This is a genomic window from Psychrobacillus sp. FSL K6-1415, assembly GCF_038003185.1.
Classification (GTDB): domain Bacteria; phylum Bacillota; class Bacilli; order Bacillales_A; family Planococcaceae; genus Psychrobacillus; species Psychrobacillus psychrodurans.
Genome location: NZ_JBBOOQ010000001.1, coordinates 3,377,128 through 3,394,341, shown reverse-complemented (window position 1 = coordinate 3,394,341; position 17,214 = coordinate 3,377,128). Strand labels below are relative to the sequence as shown.

At 36.0% G+C, this 17,214-nt stretch carries 13 protein-coding genes, 1 pseudogene and 1 riboswitch; of the genes and pseudogenes, 11 read left to right on the top strand and 3 right to left on the bottom strand.

Annotated elements, in window-relative coordinates:
* Positions 1–198 precede the first annotated feature (198 nt).
* From MKY60_RS16505 to MKY60_RS16480, 6 genes are all read left to right on the top strand, one after another.
* Complete coding sequence (locus MKY60_RS16505; RefSeq protein WP_093495193.1) at positions 199–765, top strand: DUF4256 domain-containing protein; 567 nt, start codon at positions 199–201, stop codon at positions 763–765.
* 305 nt (positions 766–1,070) lie between these two features.
* Positions 1,071–1,724: a M48 family metallopeptidase gene (locus tag MKY60_RS16500; protein WP_340930627.1), complete on the top strand. Its 654-nt coding sequence runs from the start codon at positions 1,071–1,073 to the stop codon at positions 1,722–1,724.
* A gap of 271 nt (positions 1,725–1,995) precedes the next feature.
* Positions 1,996–2,184, top strand: coding sequence for a hypothetical protein (locus tag MKY60_RS16495; RefSeq protein WP_269922260.1), 189 nt, complete (start codon positions 1,996–1,998; stop codon positions 2,182–2,184).
* A 372-nt stretch (positions 2,185–2,556) separates the two neighbouring features.
* Positions 2,557–2,976: an SRPBCC family protein gene (locus MKY60_RS16490; RefSeq protein WP_340931114.1), complete on the top strand. Its 420-nt coding sequence runs from the start codon at positions 2,557–2,559 to the stop codon at positions 2,974–2,976.
* Positions 2,977–3,215: 239 nt separating this feature from the next.
* The gene (locus MKY60_RS16485; protein ID WP_340930626.1) at positions 3,216–4,916 is read left to right on the top strand and encodes a methyl-accepting chemotaxis protein; all 1,701 of its coding nucleotides are present in this window, start codon (positions 3,216–3,218) and stop codon (positions 4,914–4,916) included.
* Positions 4,917–5,084: 168 nt separating this feature from the next.
* Positions 5,085–5,600, top strand: coding sequence for a YehS family protein (locus MKY60_RS16480; protein WP_340930625.1), 516 nt, complete (start codon positions 5,085–5,087; stop codon positions 5,598–5,600).
* A gap of 63 nt (positions 5,601–5,663) precedes the next feature.
* On the opposite strand, the gene dapA is transcribed toward MKY60_RS16480, so the two are convergent.
* Positions 5,664–6,551: a 4-hydroxy-tetrahydrodipicolinate synthase gene (gene dapA / locus MKY60_RS16475; RefSeq protein WP_340930624.1), complete on the bottom strand. Its 888-nt coding sequence runs from the start codon at positions 6,549–6,551 to the stop codon at positions 5,664–5,666.
* A gap of 226 nt (positions 6,552–6,777) precedes the next feature.
* A riboswitch (Lysine riboswitch) is annotated at positions 6,778–6,957 on the bottom strand.
* A gap of 162 nt (positions 6,958–7,119) precedes the next feature.
* Here dapA and MKY60_RS16470 point away from each other — a divergent pair.
* The 3 genes from MKY60_RS16470 (at position 7,120) to MKY60_RS16460 (ending at position 12,689) form a co-directional block, all read left to right on the top strand.
* Positions 7,120–8,307: a DHH family phosphoesterase gene (locus MKY60_RS16470; protein ID WP_340930623.1), complete on the top strand. Its 1,188-nt coding sequence runs from the start codon at positions 7,120–7,122 to the stop codon at positions 8,305–8,307.
* A 283-nt stretch (positions 8,308–8,590) separates the two neighbouring features.
* Positions 8,591–9,649 (top strand): LLM class flavin-dependent oxidoreductase, encoded by a 1,059-nt coding sequence (locus MKY60_RS16465; protein WP_340930622.1) that lies wholly within the window; start codon positions 8,591–8,593, stop codon positions 9,647–9,649.
* A gap of 670 nt (positions 9,650–10,319) precedes the next feature.
* Positions 10,320–12,689 (top strand): polyprenyl synthetase family protein, encoded by a 2,370-nt coding sequence (locus MKY60_RS16460; RefSeq protein ID WP_340930621.1) that lies wholly within the window; start codon positions 10,320–10,322, stop codon positions 12,687–12,689.
* A gap of 218 nt (positions 12,690–12,907) precedes the next feature.
* Here the strand turns inward: MKY60_RS16460 and MKY60_RS16455 are convergent, their stop codons facing one another.
* A complete protein-coding gene (locus tag MKY60_RS16455) occupies positions 12,908–13,402 on the bottom strand; it encodes a L,D-transpeptidase family protein (RefSeq protein WP_241598370.1) in 495 nt (164 codons plus the stop codon).
* Between the two features lie 180 nt (positions 13,403–13,582).
* Between MKY60_RS16455 and MKY60_RS16450 the strand changes: the two genes are divergently transcribed.
* Positions 13,583–14,269, top strand: coding sequence for a hypothetical protein (locus MKY60_RS16450; protein ID WP_340930620.1), 687 nt, complete (start codon positions 13,583–13,585; stop codon positions 14,267–14,269).
* A 201-nt stretch (positions 14,270–14,470) separates the two neighbouring features.
* On the opposite strand, the pseudogene MKY60_RS16445 reads toward MKY60_RS16450, so the two are convergent.
* Positions 14,471–14,725, bottom strand: a pseudogene (locus tag MKY60_RS16445) (transposase); the annotation flags it as partial.
* Positions 14,726–15,064: 339 nt separating this feature from the next.
* Between MKY60_RS16445 and MKY60_RS16440 the strand changes: the two are divergent.
* Positions 15,065–17,188 carry a FapA family protein gene (locus MKY60_RS16440; protein WP_340930619.1) on the top strand — a complete coding sequence of 708 codons (2,124 nt, stop codon included), beginning with the start codon at positions 15,065–15,067 and terminating at the stop codon, positions 17,186–17,188.
* Positions 17,189–17,214 lie beyond the last annotated feature (26 nt).

Genomic DNA, 17,214 nt, shown 5'->3' with positions numbered 1-17,214 from the left:
AACATTGCTATACTAACTTTTGAGTAACAATATAAAAAAATTGCTAATTCCCCTTTTTTGAAAGAATAAGATGGTGCTGAATGGATTAGATAAAATTGGTTGTATAGTCCAGAAATAACCTAAAATATTTTTAATAAACCTGTGCCATCAAGTTGGGTAATAGTACGAAACCTAGTAAAAAGATAAGGAGGAATTAATATGAAAAAGAGTAATACGGAGTTGACACTAGAACAACGAGAGGAATTACTCACAGTATTAAAAAGCCGTTTTGAGAAAAATATGAACCGTCATGATGAGATTGAATGGATTAGTGTCCAGACAAAACTAGAAACAAATACTGACAAATTGTGGTCGCTTAATGAAATGGAAAAAACAGAAGGGGAACCGGATGTTGTTGGTTATGATAAAGAGAATGACGAATATATTTTTATAGACTGTTCAGCAGAAAGTCCTAAAGGCCGTAGAAGTGTTTGTTACGACCGTGAAGCGTTGGAGTCAAGAAAAAAACATAAACCAGAAAATAGCGCTATTGATATGGCAAATGAGATGGGCATTGAACTGTTAACGGAAGAACAATATCGGGAGTTGCAAAAACTTGGAAATTTCGATTTGAAAACGTCGAGTTGGGTTCAAACACCTGATGATATAAGAAAACTCGGTGGGGCTCTATTTTGTGATAGTCGCTACGAGACTGTTTTTGTGTACCACAATGGAGCAGACTCGTACTATGCTGCAAGGGGATTCAGAGGCACTCTAAGAGTTTAGATTTATCCCGCATTAACTGGCAGTAATACACCCATTTCAAGGCTTGGTTTAAGCAACAAAGCATAAGTGGGAGACAACTGCCCGTAAACGCCCGAATGGTTCAACCTACAATCAGTGGGGGATGATGGAAACCCCCACTGATTGAAGTTTCACTTTATACAAAGCACTATTTGTATTTTAGAGTTAAGGTGTCAGCTCCTCATACAATTTTGAATTGTATGGGGAGCTGACACCTTTTAATACGTTGATAACATTAATAAAGTCGAAAATAACAGCAAAATTTATTATTAAAAATGAGGGTAGTTATGAAAGTTGAATTTGAAAATAATATCATTGAATATAATGTTCAGTATGGAAATGGGAAGAAGCTGTCTATTCATATAGATACGTTGGGTTTCATTACTGCTAAAGTTCCAAAAGGCACAAGTAAAGAAATGATTGATAGGGCAATAGCAAGCAAAGGAAAATGGATACTAGAAAAAATCCATGAAATTAGAACAGCTCGAGAATTACCTAAGGCAAGAGAGTATCACGCTAACGGAAAGTTTTTGTACATTGGTAAAGAAAGATTTCTCCACGAATTAATAGATTGTAGTGATTTAAATGAAGAGGTTCTTAAGAAAAATCTCAAGAAGTTCTATAAGGATAGATGCAAGACTATTGTAGAGGAACGTATAAAAATATATCAAAAACTGCTGAAAGTTAAACCTAAAATCATTGAAATAGTTGAGTCTAAAGTCAAGTGGGGTAGCTGTAGTTCGGATAAAAAGATTACCTTTAACTTTCGTCTTGCTATGGCTCCAGTAGAAGTAATCGATTATGTGATAATCCATGAATTATGTCATATAACTCATATGAATCATGATCGATCCTTTTGGCGGCGCGTTGGAAGTATTATGCCAGATTATAAAGACAAGGAAGAGTACTTAGCGAGGCACAGTAATTCGATGTCTCTTTAAGAAACGACCACATTTCCGAAAAATGTGATCGTTTTTTTGCACTTAACAACTTTATCTGGTAGATACATTCGTGTGAATTCAAGCAAACGTGAGTGTTGTGATTTCCATGTTTGTTTCTGACACAGGAGACGTTACAATTTTCATCTTCAATGCATATCTAATTAAATCTTTTAACTGTGCTTATACCCTCCGTGTATCTTAGTTGTTTGCATATTTTATAAAGAGGGGAAAAGTTGTATTGTCCTCTTTGATTAATTTATAGGAGGGAGGAATGGACATGCTATTTTTTGTAAAGGAAATACAGAAAGTAAGTAAAAAAGTGGGGCCGGAGGGACGGAATGCAATGAGATTACAAGATCCTCGCATAAATGGTCAATTGCTGAGGGACCAGAAAGCCCGGGAGACAGAAGCTAAGGAATTAGAGAATCGTAGAAATCGCTTATTGAACGGAGATAACTGATAAGGATATAAGGCGTTGCTTCACCGAGTAAGGTGTGGCTACGTCTTTTATTTTATCAATATGAATCTCTAATATTTGATGATATAAAGTGCAATCTGGAACTATAAAACTAAATGTAAGGAAGAATCTATATGTTTAGGTCAGTATCAATTAAATCTCGATTTATTAAAATCGCTCATAGTTGTTCAACAAGGGCAAGTAAAAGTTATTTATAGTTCTCACATTGTGTTGAATATTTAGTTATAGATTAAAGTGCCTTCAACTTCCACCAATTTGTTTTTATTCGATTAATTTCCGAAAAATTAGAAGGATTAATTGATAGAAACAGCGAATCTAAAGGAGATAACATAGTAAAAGGAGACGATAAAATGCATACGAAATCATTCGATAATAACGATTGAAGCAACTGTACATGCACCGATTGAAAAAGTGTGGGAATATTGGACAGTGCCTGCCCATATAACGAAGTGGAATAATGCTTCTGATGAATGGCATACACCAAACGCAGAAAATGATTTAAGAGCCGGTGGGAAATTTGTTTCTAGAATGGAAGCGAAAGATGGAAGCTTTGGTTTTGATTTTGGAGGCATTTATGATGAAGTACGTAACCACGAGTTCATTTCTTATAAATTAGAGGATGGAAGAAAAGTTCAAATCACTTTTATCGCCGAAGAAAACGACACGAAAGTGGTAGAAGTATTTGAAGCTGAAGCAGCTAATCCGATTGAAATGCAGCAAGAAGGATGGCAGGCGATATTAGACAATTTCAAAAGACATGCGGAGCAACAGTAATTTTACGTGTATAGAAAAGGTGCTTGGTTCTATTAGTGAACCAAGCACCTTTTCTATACTTTTTTATTGCTGAAAAAAATAGATTTTTGATCACTTCACAGCCTTTAAAATAATCCGATAAACTAGTATAAGGTTATAGAGAGTCAGTTTTCTTATTGTGAGAATGTGTTGATAATCGTAAATTTATAAAGGGTCTTATAAGAAAAGAGAGTTTGAGTAATTAAGAACAGGGGGGTTCTATGTTGAAATTAAAAGGAAAGCTGATTAGTACTTATTTGATAATTACTGTATTCATTTTTGTAGTGGCAGGTGTGTCATTGTTAGCACTTGGTGCTACTAACCAACACTCGAAAGAAATGTATCATAATCGTGTTATACCTTTAACGGTTGTTGTAGAAATGGCAAGTTTAACAGAAAATACGAGGGTACAAATGCTGTCTGCTGTGTTAAATGAAAATCCTGAAAAGACGCAAACAGCAAAATCGAATATGGAAGAAGTGTCGTTACTCATCGAACAGTACCGGGGGCTTGTACTTGATGAGAATGGAGAAAAAGCCATTACGAAATTTGAAACAGATTGGAATGCATTTACAACTATAGTACAATCGAATATCGGATTAGTTAATGCTGGTAACTATAATGATGCCCTTGTTGGTCTAAGAGCGGGTGAGGAAGCATTTGCGGTTTCTAGAGATAGTTTACTAGTATTAAAAGATAGAAATATCTCCCTTGCGGAGGAACTGAATAATATCAACAAGTCAGCATTTGAAACAAATCGATTCATCGTATTTGTTATTACATTTGTTGCATTGATAGTAGCCATTGTTATTGGTGTTGTTATGGGCAACAAAATTGGAAATCCAACACGTAAAGTAGCAGAAAGACTGGTGGAAATTGCATCTGGTGATTTAACTAAGTCACCATTAATTACGAAGCGAAAAGATGAAATTGGAATATTGGTCAATGCCACAAATGAGATGCAACAAGATTTACAAAATGTTATTTCTGAAATACATTTGGCTTCCAATACATTATCAAGTCAATCTGAGCAATTATCTCAATCAGCAGAACAAGTTAAAGTTGGTAGTGAGCAAATCGCAACCACAATGCATGAGCTTGCAAATGGGGCCGAGACACAGGCGTCCAGTGCATCGGATATTTCTGAAATGATGGATGGTTTTGCACAAGCTATTCAAAGTTCAGACGAGTCGAGCAAAGGTATTGTTGAAGATTCTCACCTTGTGACACTAGGTGCCGAGGATGGACAGCAGTTAATGGAACTATCCGTTAATAAAATGAAAGATATCGATGGAATTGTCAAAGTCTCTGTGGACCGAGTAAAAGGATTAGACGACAAGACGAATGAAATATCAACTCTAGTTGAGGTTATTCAATCTATCGCCGATCAAACAAACTTACTGGCTTTGAATGCAGCAATTGAAGCAGCAAGAGCAGGCGAGCATGGAAAAGGATTTGCAGTTGTAGCGGATGAGGTGAGAAAGCTTGCGGAGCAAGTATCCCATTCAGTTGGAGAAATTACCGATATTGTCGCAACCATACAAAATGAATCTCAATCAGTAGTTACCACTTTAGAAAACGGTTATAAAGAAGTAACAGATGGAACAGAACAGATTCAACGTACTGGTGAAAAATTTAAAGAAATTACAAGTGGTATTCATGCAATGACAGAAAAAGTTGAGCAGATTTCAAAGAATTTAGCACAAGTTAGCGCAAATAGCCAACAGATTAATGCATCTGTTCAAGAAATTGCTTCAGTTTCAGAGGAATCTGCTGCAGGTGTAGAAGAAACAGCTGCGTCTGCTGAGGAATCCGTTGGTTCAATGGAAGAAGTAGTAGCAAGTTCCCAACACTTGGCGACAATTGCTATGAATCTTGCTGATGCAGTTTCTAAATTTAAAACAACTAAAACAGCAGAATAAAAAGTGCCTGGTTCTAATGCAATTCTGAATTGTGTTAAACCAGGCATATTTACTTCTTATGAAAATAATTTAAAAGTTAAATTTGTAAGGCAGTAACATAGTGGAATTGAAATCGTGTAAAATGGAGAAGATATTGGTTATATTGAGAGTTTTATAGGAGGTTAATAAATGGAAAATAATGATATATTAATCAGATTAAGATATGCCCTAGATATTAAAAACAAAGACATGGTAGAGATTTTTAAGCTAGGTGGCATTGAACTTACAAAAGAAGATGTACTTAAAATTCTTACTAAATCAAAAGAAGTTAATGATGATGAAGAAGTAGTGGAAGATGAAAATCATATGAAGTGTAACAACAAGATGTTGGAATCATTTTTGAATGGTTTAATCACACTTAAAAGAGGTAAACAGGATCCAAAACAAACACAACCTACTAATAATCCAGAGCCTGCAGAGCAGCAGAAGGATCATGTGAATAATATACTCTTAAAGAAACTAAAAGTAGCTTTACAGTTAACAACGGAAGATATGCTGGAAGTATTAGATGATGGTGGGATTATTGTATCTAAAGGTGAACTAGGTGCTATTTTAAGAAAACCAGGGCATCGTAATTATAAGGAATGCGGGGATAATTTTGCGCGCAAATTCCTTAAAGGTTTAGCGGTAAAATATAGAAATTAATAAAGAAGGGCGAATTCATAATTGAGTTCGCTCTTCCTCTTTATCTATAGACAATTGAAAATGCTATATTTTCACGGTTTGTTGCAATGTGGATAATACTTCTTGTAAAGAATTCAGCTCTTCTTTATTCAAAGGAATCATAGGTAAGCGAACACCACCTACAGGAATTCCTTTTAAATTTAATGCCGATTTTACAGGAGTTGGATTTGGTGCTGCAAATAGTGCTTTCATGATAGGTAAAAGACTGCGATGATCCTTAGCAGCTTCTTTTACATCGCCACTATTAAACTTTTCAATCATTGTTTGCATTTCGTTCCCAATAACATGTGATGCTACTGAAATAACTCCTGCTCCACCAATCGATAGTACTGGGATTGTTAACCCGTCATCACCGCTATATAGTGAAAAATTTTCAGGTGTATTTTGAATAATTTCAGTCATTGTATCTAAATTCCCGCCAGCTTCTTTAATAGCTACGATGTTGGGAATATCGGAAAGTCTTACAACGGTTTCTACTGACATATTGACAGCACTCCGACCGGGAATATTATATAACATAATCGGTAATGATGTAACTGCAGCAATTGCTTGGAAGTGTTGGTACAATCCTTCTTGTGATGGTTTACTATAATAGGGAACAACAAGCATAATACCATCGACACCTGCATCAGCTGCTTGTCTTGTTAAATCGATGGATGCTTTTGTGTTATAAGAGCCGGTGCCAGCAATTACCGGAACTCTACCATTCACAACTTCTACTGTAAATTTAAACAGTTTAACTTTTTCTACCTCTGTTAATGTCGGAGATTCTCCGGTCGTACCAGATATGACTAAACCATCTGTTCCATTGGCTATTAAATAATTTATTAAGTTCCGTGTAGCTGGAAAATCGATTTCCTCATTATGATCAAAAGGAGTCACCATAGCCGTTAATATTTGTCCAAAATTCATAACTTCTCCACATCCTCTAGTTTTATTATTAAAAATTCAGGGAGAAGGGCGGTATCAATTATGCCTCGACGTAATTACGTACAGATAATGAATTACACTAGTGAAATTCAATATCTATGACATCCGCCGGAGGTATAACTTGACGGTTGTTTAGTCAAGTTATGTAGACGCAAAAAAGCAACAACGAGGGCTCGTTGTTGCAATAGAAATAAAGTAATATTTCCGTGCGTAAGATAGCCCTCCATATAGTCTCCTATATGACAATTCAGTGTTTATTCAACAGCAGAACCAGCTTCAAGAAAAATGAGATTCTTTCAACTTCGGCAAATTCCCCTTTCCACAAATGTCAAAGGATCTCATTATCCTCTAAATGTGTACTGATGGTCTTCGCGCCTCTATCCTTACTTCAAATGTATTTGAAATAAGAGAATATTTAATTATTAAAATAATACATGTTTTTTAATACTAATGCAACAGTTTACCTGTAAAATAAATATAAAGCTATTTAAGGTCAGTATAATTAATAAGTTTCATACGTTAAAACCATACTATTCAAGAGGTGAAAAGGATGTATAAATTATTGTCTCATAATGATTTAGATGGTGTCGGATGTGGCATTTTAGCAAAGCTTGCTTTTGGTGAGCAAGTGAAGGTGCGTTATAATTCGATTTCCTCCCTTAATCGAGAGATTGAATACTTTTTAGAAAATGATGAGCCAGATACATTTTTATTTGTAACTGATTTGACTCCAAATGAAGACAATGAAAAAAGGCTTAATGATTTTTATAATGCAAAAGGGAAGGTCCAACTAATTGATCATCACAAATCTGCCTTACACTTTAATGATTATGAGTGGGGATATATTCTAGTAGAAGATCATGAAGGCAAATTAACTTCAGCTACTTCATTGTTATATGAATATCTTGTAACAAACAAATTGTTGGAACCAACTGCAGCACTCACAGAATTTGTAGAATTAGTTAGACAGTATGATACATGGGAATGGGAGAAGAATGAAAACCACCAAGCTCACTCGCTTAACTCACTATTCTATTTAATATCGATGGAAGAATTCGAAGAAAAAATATTAGAGAGACTTCGTACAAATGATCATTTTGATTTTGATGAATTTGAAAAGAAAATATTGAAAATGGAAGCAGACAAGATTGACCGTTATATTCGTCGAAAGAAAAGAGAGATTGTCCAAGCAACCATAGGGGAACATTTGGCAGGAATTGTGTATGCAGAAACTTACCATTCAGAGCTAGGCAATGAACTAGGAAAAGAATATCCACATCTCGACTATATAGCGATAGTAATTATGGGGGGGAAAAGAATTTCCCTTCGTACTATATATGATCATATTGATGTATCTGAAGTTGCTGGTCAGTTCGGCGGCGGAGGACATCAAAAAGCATCTGGATGTACCTTAACAGAAGAAGCTTATAAGTTATTTGTTTTGGACACATTCCATCTGCTACCGATACTAGAAGATGCAAAAAGAAATCAATATAATTTGAAACAATCATCATTTGGTTCATTTTATATGAATAGAAAAAATGATACGTTCATTTTGTATTCTAAAAATAATCAGGATTGGATACTTGAAAAAAATAAAGCCGAAATAGGACAAACCTTTACTAGTTTTGAAGAAGGAGAGCGATTCCTAAAAAGAAACTATGAGGCAGCTTTGGTAAGGGATGACTTGTTCGTTGATTACTTAATGAGCGAAGTGAAAAAAAGAGACAATTCATGATGACTTTTCAACTCTAAGGATTCTAATCTATTTACTTGCGCTCGTCTGCTAAATACTTGCTTTCAAGAAGCAGGTACTTGCGGAGTGCCCTTACTTACTTGCTTTTAATCTGGATTTACTTGCTCTCGAATTACTTATACTTGCGGAGTGGTAATTTAAACCAAAAATAGCTACCTCTAATAAAACCGGAAAATTGAATATAAATAGAATGATAAGGTATCATTAATGCCGACAGACTAATTATAAAAAACATGAAACCGCAGAAATTTAGGGGGCAAATTAAATGGAAATTGGAATAACAACGTTTGTAGAAACAACACCAGATGTAAAAACAGGCAAAGTAATTAACCATGCTGAGCGTATACGTGAGGTTGTTGAAGAAATTATATTAGCGGATCAAGTTGGGTTAGATGTATTTGGTGTAGGGGAACATCACCGAAAGGATTATGCGGCTTCTGCCCCAGCTGTTCTTCTAGCTGCAGCTGCTTCACGGACGAAGCAAATAAGACTCACAAGTGCTGTAACAGTACTTTCTTCTGATGACCCAGTGCGAGTGTTTGAGGAATTTTCTACATTAGACGCTATTTCTAATGGTCGTGCTGAAATCATGGCTGGACGTGGTTCCTTTATCGAATCTTTCCCCCTTTTTGGCTATGACTTAAAAGACTATGATGAACTGTATGAAGAAAAGTTAGATTTGCTATTAAAAATACGGGAGTCTGAAATGGTTACATGGGATGGTAAGCATCGAGCTGCTATTCAGAATCGCGGGGTATATCCGCGTCCCGTTCAAAACCCTCTACCGGTTTGGATTGCAAGTGGTGGAACTCCACAATCTGTTGCACGAGCTGGTTTCCTTGGATTGCCACTAGTGCTGGCGATTATCGGAGGAAGTCCATTACAGTTTGAACCACTAGTGAGGCTATATAAGAAAGCTGCTAGTGAAGCAGGTCATGATGTGTCCAAGCTGACAGTTGCATCCCACTCGCACGGTTTTGTTGCCGAAAGTACCGAAATGGCAGTAGATAAATTTTTTCCGCCGACACAGCAAGCGATGAACGTTTTAGGCAGAGAACGCGGATGGGGTCCGTATACGCGTTCAACCTTTGATGCTGCACGTAGCTTGGAAGGTGCCTTATACGTAGGAGATGTGAAGACCGTAGCTGATAAGATTATATTTCTCCGTAAAAACGTTGGTATCACACGTTTTATGCTTCATGTACCAGTTGGTTCAATGCCTCATGAAGACGTGATGAAAGCAATAGAATTACTAGGTAAAGAAGTGGCACCGATAGTTCGTGCGGAAATAGCTAGATGGGAAGCAGAAGGTAAAAGTAATTAATAAAGTTCTTTCGTAAAAAAATATATATGAGTAGCTCTAAGGGAACGATTTTCGTTCTCTTTTTTTAAAAGATATTATATAAAATTTACCTGTGAACACTGGGTTCAAGGCATTTTCATGAATAATTAATCTCGCTGACTTCCGTTTCAGGTATGGTACAAAGGTTAAGAGTGCCACCTCGTATGGCAACGCCTTCGTGCCCCACATCCTGTGGGCCTTCGCGGGGGAAGTTCATCGCCCATTGGGATACGTTGTGATGGTTCATCTGACTCCCTCATCCCGCAGGAGTCGCGACCTTGCACTACAATCAAAGTAATGAGTAATGCTCGAGAAGATTTCCCTTATTACTAGCGTTAATTTCTGCTGGAAATTTTATCATATAATTCACGTTTATTTAGTTGTTCCTGCTTCCAATTATCAGTTTTTGTACATGGTTGATTGGAGCGCAGTTCGGAGCGGAAATCAACGGCATATCTAGGAAAGAGGACCGGGAATCATTTTGCCTGGTTTTTTTTATTTTTTTTATTATGAAGCAATGATTTCACTCATAGAAATAGAAAGAGTAGTAAATTCAGATGTTTAAAACAAGTTATAAATAGGTTGAATGTTATAATAAGAATAATATTTAGTATGAAAAACGTATAAAAGAGAAGTGAAGGTGAGTAATGATATGAAAGAGAAAATAATTATCAATGCCGATGAGTGCTACCAGCAAGCAGAGGAGAAGGCCAATCATTATTTCCAATCACTTTATGCGCAGGCCCAAAAAAAGACATATGTGAAAGTTCTAACGGAAGATATACATTTGTGGAAACATAAACATATCCGTCATCCCATATTTTCCTTGTTTTCAAGAGGGAAAGGAAAAACTAATACTAGCGAGTATCACAATTATATAAAGTGGCTCAATTATACAGGGAAATTAGATAGTTATTTGAATCGAAGCATTTACTATATTTTTATGCGAGATTTAGGTAAAGCATTGAACTCTCCAGACACTGAAAATCGAATCCGCAGTATAGTGGATAGTTTAAAAACTCAGCTTACATCTACGACGGCAGACCGTAAGAATGATGGGGAGCTATTCAGTATGACTGCTTTGTATCGCCTTGCACAGAAGGAAGGAGTAGAATCGACTTTCATATGGTTGATCAACAAACTAAAAAATGTATCCACAAATATTCCAACAGGAATGAATGCAGAGCATGCACAGCGAAAACTTATTAAAATCATTGCTGGAGTAATTATGCAAGAGAATGAAGAGATGGACGAAGAAGTTACTGTAGAAGACAGGAAACAGAGGCTTGATAAAGCAATTAGGCTCGGTTATTCCTACGGGCTTACCTATCCGTTTATTGACGATCTCCTAGATGCAGAAATTTTATCGGACGAAGAAGAAAAACAATACGCTTATCTGATACGTAGCACACTTACTACAGGAGTAGTGCCAGAACTAGGTGATTGGGTTGGAAATAATGCAGAGTTAATCCGATATATTCACACAGAACTTCGAGAAGCTTTTGAATATATTAAGGCGCATCAACGACCAGAGACAAGAAATAGTTTTTTTGAGCAATCTTATGTGTTTTTTAATTCTCAAGAAGTGGATCGAGAAAAGGATTTAACTAATGCAAAATATACAAACGAAGAGCTGTATATACCAGTTATTCTAAAATCTGCTTCTTCTCGATTGATTGTTCGTTCCGTAATTGGAGCTCCTGAAGATGAGGGATTTGACAGCCGAACATTTTTTTATGGCATTTACAATCAACTGGCAGACGATTTTGCAGATATGTTTGATGACCTGAAGGATGGTGCGGTAACTCCTTATACTTACTACTTGAAGTATCACGATACACGGCCAGACCTAATAAATCCATTTGAAATGTACTGGACAGTAATCTCTAATTTGATTCATCAAGTTTATCATTCAGATAAAATGACGCGTGAAGTTATTTTAGATCGGGCTATAAACGGGTTAAAACGATTCAAGGAGCGAGCAGGTACGGAAAAATACAAAGAGGTAATGGACCTTTTTGCCTCGGGGAGTCCTAAATTCAATAAACTAATTCAAGAGATGGTACGAAAAGCGGATGATGTAGATTTCTTCGACAAGCTGCTGCGTGATCATATGATTACAAGCTTGAAAAGTGACAGACAAGGGCAGGAAGACTTTATAGAAACTGCTAAAGCTATACGTAGTCAGCTTAATAGTGTACTAGATATCCCGAAAACTAATGAGATGGCTGATTCTATAATAGATGCTGCAAACTACAGCTTACAAGGAGAAGGAAAGCGATTAAGACCAATAGTTACGTGGTTTATGGGAGTCAACGCATATGGCTTAAATAGCTCAATACTTGAACCACTCTTAAAATCTTTAGAATATATGCATACAGCTTCTCTGATTTTTGACGATCTTCCGTCCCAAGATAATGCTGCGCTTCGCAGAGGTCGTCCAACACTTCATGAGGTTTATACTATTTCTATTGCCGAGTTAACTGGCCTTTTCCTGACCCAGAAGGCAATCTTAGAGCAAACCACTTTGGACCAGTTCGATTCAAAAGCTGTGCTGCGACTTATTCAATATTCCGCACAAGTAACTGCGGATATGTGTAGGGGGCAGGCAATGGACTTAGATTCAAAAGGCCAACAATTGTCTTTAGAACAACTAAATAGAATGTGCTTTTACAAAACTGGGCTAGGATTTGAGGCATCTATTCTAATGCCAGCAATTCTTGCAAACACTAGTAAATTAGAAATAGACGCATTGAAAAAATTTGCCCGTCATGCAGGTATTGCGTTTCAGATTAAGGATGATCTTCTTGATGTGGAAGGTGATACAGCTTTACTTGGGAAATCGACTGGTAAGGATACAGAAAATAACAGCTCCACTTTCGTATCTATATTAGGTGTGAATGATGCAAAAAAAGAAATGTGGGAAAATTATTGTATTGCGATGGAATCATTACATGATGTACCGCGAGATACAGCTTTTTTAAAGCATTTCTTGGATTATATTATAAATCGCGACAAGTAGGACTGGGTTATATTAACCTCTCCTTTAACGCTAAATCAAAGTGATAAGCTAGACTAAATCCTTTAGTGGAGTACTTCACACTAATTGAATGAAGTGGAAGGTGACGGCTAAGCCCTTCGAAAACGATAGAACCAGGTTTTGACCTTAAAGGACCGGGCATGTTTGCCTGGTTTTTTTTAATTCTTCCAGAATTTGAATGGTTATTTCTCTATTTTTAATTATGGTCGTATTGAAACCGGAGTTCCGATCGGGATAATACGTGCTAATTCTTCAACGTCTTTATTGTGCATGCGGATACAGCCGCGTGATACTGCATTACCTATGGAGCTAGGGTCATTGGTACCGTGAATCCCGTAATGTTCTTTAGATAAACTCATCCACATGGTACCGAATGGTCCACCAGGATTAGGCGCTTTGTTTATAATGATAAAATCTCCAACAGGTGTATTATATAATATTCTTCCTACAGCTATAGGATACTCTTTTTGTATAACACCGTCTTTTCGTAATCGTAGCAGGCGATTATTTATAGAAACCTCAATTTGGTATGGAAGCGTATTTGGGTCAGGGTAACCTGGTATAACAATGGATTGACCAATATAAAGTACATTTGGATTTATGGATTGGTTAGCGTTAATGATTTCGGTTATAGGGGTTCGGTAGTCTCTAGCTATTTGACTTAGTGTTTCCCCTTGTTGAACAGTATGAATCATTGTAAACACCTCCGTTATTCATTGTTAAAATAGTACATTATATGCAACTTTAAAAAAATGCTTCATCATATCGTGTTTTTCAATATATTATCTGCACTCGGAAAGTCTGTTAATTTTAGTATAAGGACATAGTTTCGCGAATAGAATCTCTTATAACAGAATTCTAAAGGTGGAATGAGATTGAAAATACTATTTATATTTCTATTATTTGTTGTTTATTTCGCATTATCACTGTCATTAGAAAGTACAAACGCAATTGGGCTATATCTAATCATTTCATTGGGATTCTTCTTTTGGGGAGTCATAGAGTGGAGACGTTCTATTAATAGGAGAAACGCTGAAGATAGAGCGCGATGTGAAGAGTTGCTAGCGGAGATTCCGCATACTCAATCACTGATTTCGGACAATTTGTTAAATGTAATGCTAATCGATGATGTAAATAATATTTTATATATACTCCAAAGAGATTCTTTGGTAGAAGATTTTAGTATTGAAAATGTTCCGTTTTCTCAGGTGCTAGAGGTTGCAATAGTAAAGGAAGAGCGTGTTTTAAACTTATACCCTAAGGAGGGTCTATTGGGAAGTACGCTAGTGAATAATGAAGAAATAATAGAAGAAGATTCAGATGAGGACGAAGAAGAGGAAGAAGTAGAAGAATCTATAGAAGCATTGTGTTTAAAAATAGTAGTTGATGATATAACCAATCCCATTTTAGAATATCCATTTATAGTATTTGGTGAACCCCTTGCAACAGACTCTGAGAAATATATAGAAGTAAATTCACTTTGTGACGAATGGTATCAAAAAATATGTATAATTATTAAACGCTATGAACATGACAAAGTAGTTGTGAGACTCTGGCAATAGCATAGCTTGTAGCTGTGATGCAACTTAGTATTCGCTATTATTCTGCATTCGCAAAAGGGCCCAATCAAAAGTAGAGAATAAATATGTTAGATGGCTGGGACAAAACTAGTCTATGAACTTGAAAAACGTGAAATCAGTAACTCAATTTCACGTTTTTCACTTTATTTTGGAAATATGGAGGCAAGGGTATACCTTCTGACCAATAAAGATGGAATGATGCCTTTGAACGGACTTCTTCCATACAAACGTGAATTTATTGGCATTCGCTTCTATTTTTGTACCATCGATAAAAATCGCCTCTCGAGCAATTAGCATCTCTTCTACTAACTGGCAACGGAACTGAACGAAGCACTGACGAATAAGTTCTTTCATATCGGGCTGGATACGGAAACGATTGATGGTACGGTAGCTTGGCTCAAATCCCTAAGCGAGCCACGTCATGCGGATATTATCTTTACTTGATATAGAAGAGATATTAGTTGTTTGGAGTGAAGGGCGGCGACTCCTAGGGGACAAGCGCGTGGGAGAGACTACAGGCTCGACCCGTGCCCCCAGGAAGGCGTCTGCCGTAACGGAAAACAACGGCTACGAAGTATATTTAAAAATAAAGCAGTTCAATTTTACTCCATAGTAAAATTTGAACTGCTTTTAATTTTAAGTTGTTTTTTTACAATTCAAATTAGTAAATAAAATGATTATATAGACCTGTTATTTTGTTTGGAGATAGTGTTATTATATCTTTAAATCACAAAACGAAAATAGGTATTTATATATAAAGTGGAAGGAGGTTAAAAAATGTTGCAAAACTCTATTAATATAAAAGCAGAAACTATTGAGGAAGCAGTTCAAACTGCTTTAAATATACTAAAGTGTTCAATCGAGGATATTAATGTGGAAGTAATACAGTCTCCTTCCAAAAGTCTATTTGGACTAAGAAAGCTTCCAGCTGAAGTGAAGATTACTAGAATTTCATCTGACAGCATAGCAAAGAAAACAACTAGTTTGGAAGATATACCATCTTTTGAGGGAGTAGATGAAAATTTAGAGGAGTTCATTGAAGATTTTTTAGACTCCCAACTAGTAGAAGATGACGGAGAAAAACAAATAAACTTCAAGTTAGATCAAAAACCGAAGTTTGGTAATTCAGTGCATACTGATAAACGTCTTTTTGGTGTATGGATTCAAAATAATAAAGTAATAGTTCAAGAAAGTGCTCAACGGCTTCCAATAATAGAAGCAGATAAAAATTTGAAGGTGTTAGTGAATGGTCAAAAACTAACGAAACCTCAATTGGTTACTAGCAAAGACAAAATAATAGTTGAACTAGAAGGTGAAGTAATTCCATCGAGTTTTTGGATTGAAGTAAAGGATAATAATATGATGGCGACGCTATCGATTAATCCTGGAAAGAATATCATAAGAAATTTAGAAGAGACAGAACCTCAAGAACATCTTTTTATTAGAGCTCAAGAAAATATAACTTATTTTACTGATATTTCAATAGAAGATGTTCTAACCCAGCTAAAATCATTAAAAATAGAAAATGGAATAATTCATTCGGCAATTCATGAAGCATTAAATAACGGAGAAGGCGAAGCTATAATTGCAAAAGGTACATATCCCGTTGAAGGATTAAATGGGGATATTGAAATTCTAGTTGAGGGTTGGCTAGAGGATAAGGGCGAAGATGATAATAGTGATAAATTAGAAAAAGTGGACTATAGAGAAGGCCAAACTATTTTGTCAGTTGAAGTTGGAGAAGTGATTGCGAAGAAAATACCTTCAATATTAGGAAAGCCTGGAAAAGATTTGTTTGATAAACCTGTACCTCCTAAACCTGTATCTGATGTGATTATAAAAGTGGGAAAAGGAGCAGTACAAAAGGATGATCAAATAGTTGCAATCGCTACTGGAAGACCATTTATAGAATCCAGAGGAAAGTTAGTGAAAATGGATGTTATAAAAGAGTATGTCCATAATGGCGATGTAGGTTTGGAAAGTGGTAATATTCGATTTCCTGGTGATGTGAGAATAACGGGTAATGTATTAGACTCTATGGCTGTTGATGCGGAAGGTAGAATTTATATAAACGGTACAGTTAATAGATCAATCGTCCAGTCTAATTACTCAATGAAAATAGAGCAAAACGTATTTTCATGTGAACTATCTGCCGGGAAGATAAATCATGTGATTGCCTCGCTTATCCCAATACTTTCTGAGATATTAACATATTCAAACCATATTTTAGCTGCGATCAATCAAATCCTAATGGTAAGACGTGAAAGTAATCCGAAAGAAGAAACGATTAAACTGTCGTACCTTATCAGATTGTTATTAGAAAAAAAATATATGGACTTTAGCGAGCTAACTAAAAAGTTAATTACTATAATAAATAATAATGAAAATAGCTTAGATGAGGATTGGAAATCTCTTTCAAATACTTTAAATAAGCATTTTATCAATGTCTCCAAAGATCAAAATATTCAGTTGCAGACATTAGAACAGTTCATAAACTGGATGCAGGAAATGTATGAAACATACTATTTGGCGCCTGAACCAAGAGTAGCTATAGAAGTGCCCTACGCCATTAATTCTACTCTATATTCAAGTGGGAATGTTCATATAATAGGACAAGGTGTATACCATTGTAATATTCAAGCAGATTATAACATCATTGTTAAAGGGGTTTGTCGCGGAGGAAATTTAAGTGCTGGAAATGAGATATTTCTAGATGATGTTGGTTCTGAAAATGGTGGTAAAACGACTATTCAAGTTCCTTCTAATGGAAAGATACACATCAACTATGCTCACGCTGATACCGTTATTCAAGTAGGAAGAAGAATTCATACCTTTAAAGTAGGAACTCCAAATATATTAGCCTCTTTAGATATAAATGGGAATTTAAGCTTATATAGGTAGAAAGCAGTAACGAGAGGAGCTATGCC

Coding starts and splice junctions, on each gene's coding strand:
- MKY60_RS16505 (WP_093495193.1), top strand. CDS start 199: ATGAAAAAGAGTAATACGGAGTTGACACTAGAACAACGAGAGGAATTA.
- MKY60_RS16500 (WP_340930627.1), top strand. CDS start 1,071: ATGAAAGTTGAATTTGAAAATAATATCATTGAATATAATGTTCAGTAT.
- MKY60_RS16495 (WP_269922260.1), top strand. CDS start 1,996: ATGGACATGCTATTTTTTGTAAAGGAAATACAGAAAGTAAGTAAAAAA.
- MKY60_RS16485 (WP_340930626.1), top strand. CDS start 3,216: ATGTTGAAATTAAAAGGAAAGCTGATTAGTACTTATTTGATAATTACT.
- MKY60_RS16480 (WP_340930625.1), top strand. CDS start 5,085: ATGGAAAATAATGATATATTAATCAGATTAAGATATGCCCTAGATATT.
- dapA (WP_340930624.1), bottom strand. CDS start 6,551: ATGAATTTTGGACAAATATTAACGGCTATGGTGACTCCTTTTGATCAT.
- MKY60_RS16470 (WP_340930623.1), top strand. CDS start 7,120: ATGTATAAATTATTGTCTCATAATGATTTAGATGGTGTCGGATGTGGC.
- MKY60_RS16465 (WP_340930622.1), top strand. CDS start 8,591: ATGGAAATTGGAATAACAACGTTTGTAGAAACAACACCAGATGTAAAA.
- MKY60_RS16460 (WP_340930621.1), top strand. CDS start 10,320: ATGAAAGAGAAAATAATTATCAATGCCGATGAGTGCTACCAGCAAGCA.
- MKY60_RS16455 (WP_241598370.1), bottom strand. CDS start 13,402: ATGATTCATACTGTTCAACAAGGGGAAACACTAAGTCAAATAGCTAGA.
- MKY60_RS16440 (WP_340930619.1), top strand. CDS start 15,065: ATGTTGCAAAACTCTATTAATATAAAAGCAGAAACTATTGAGGAAGCA.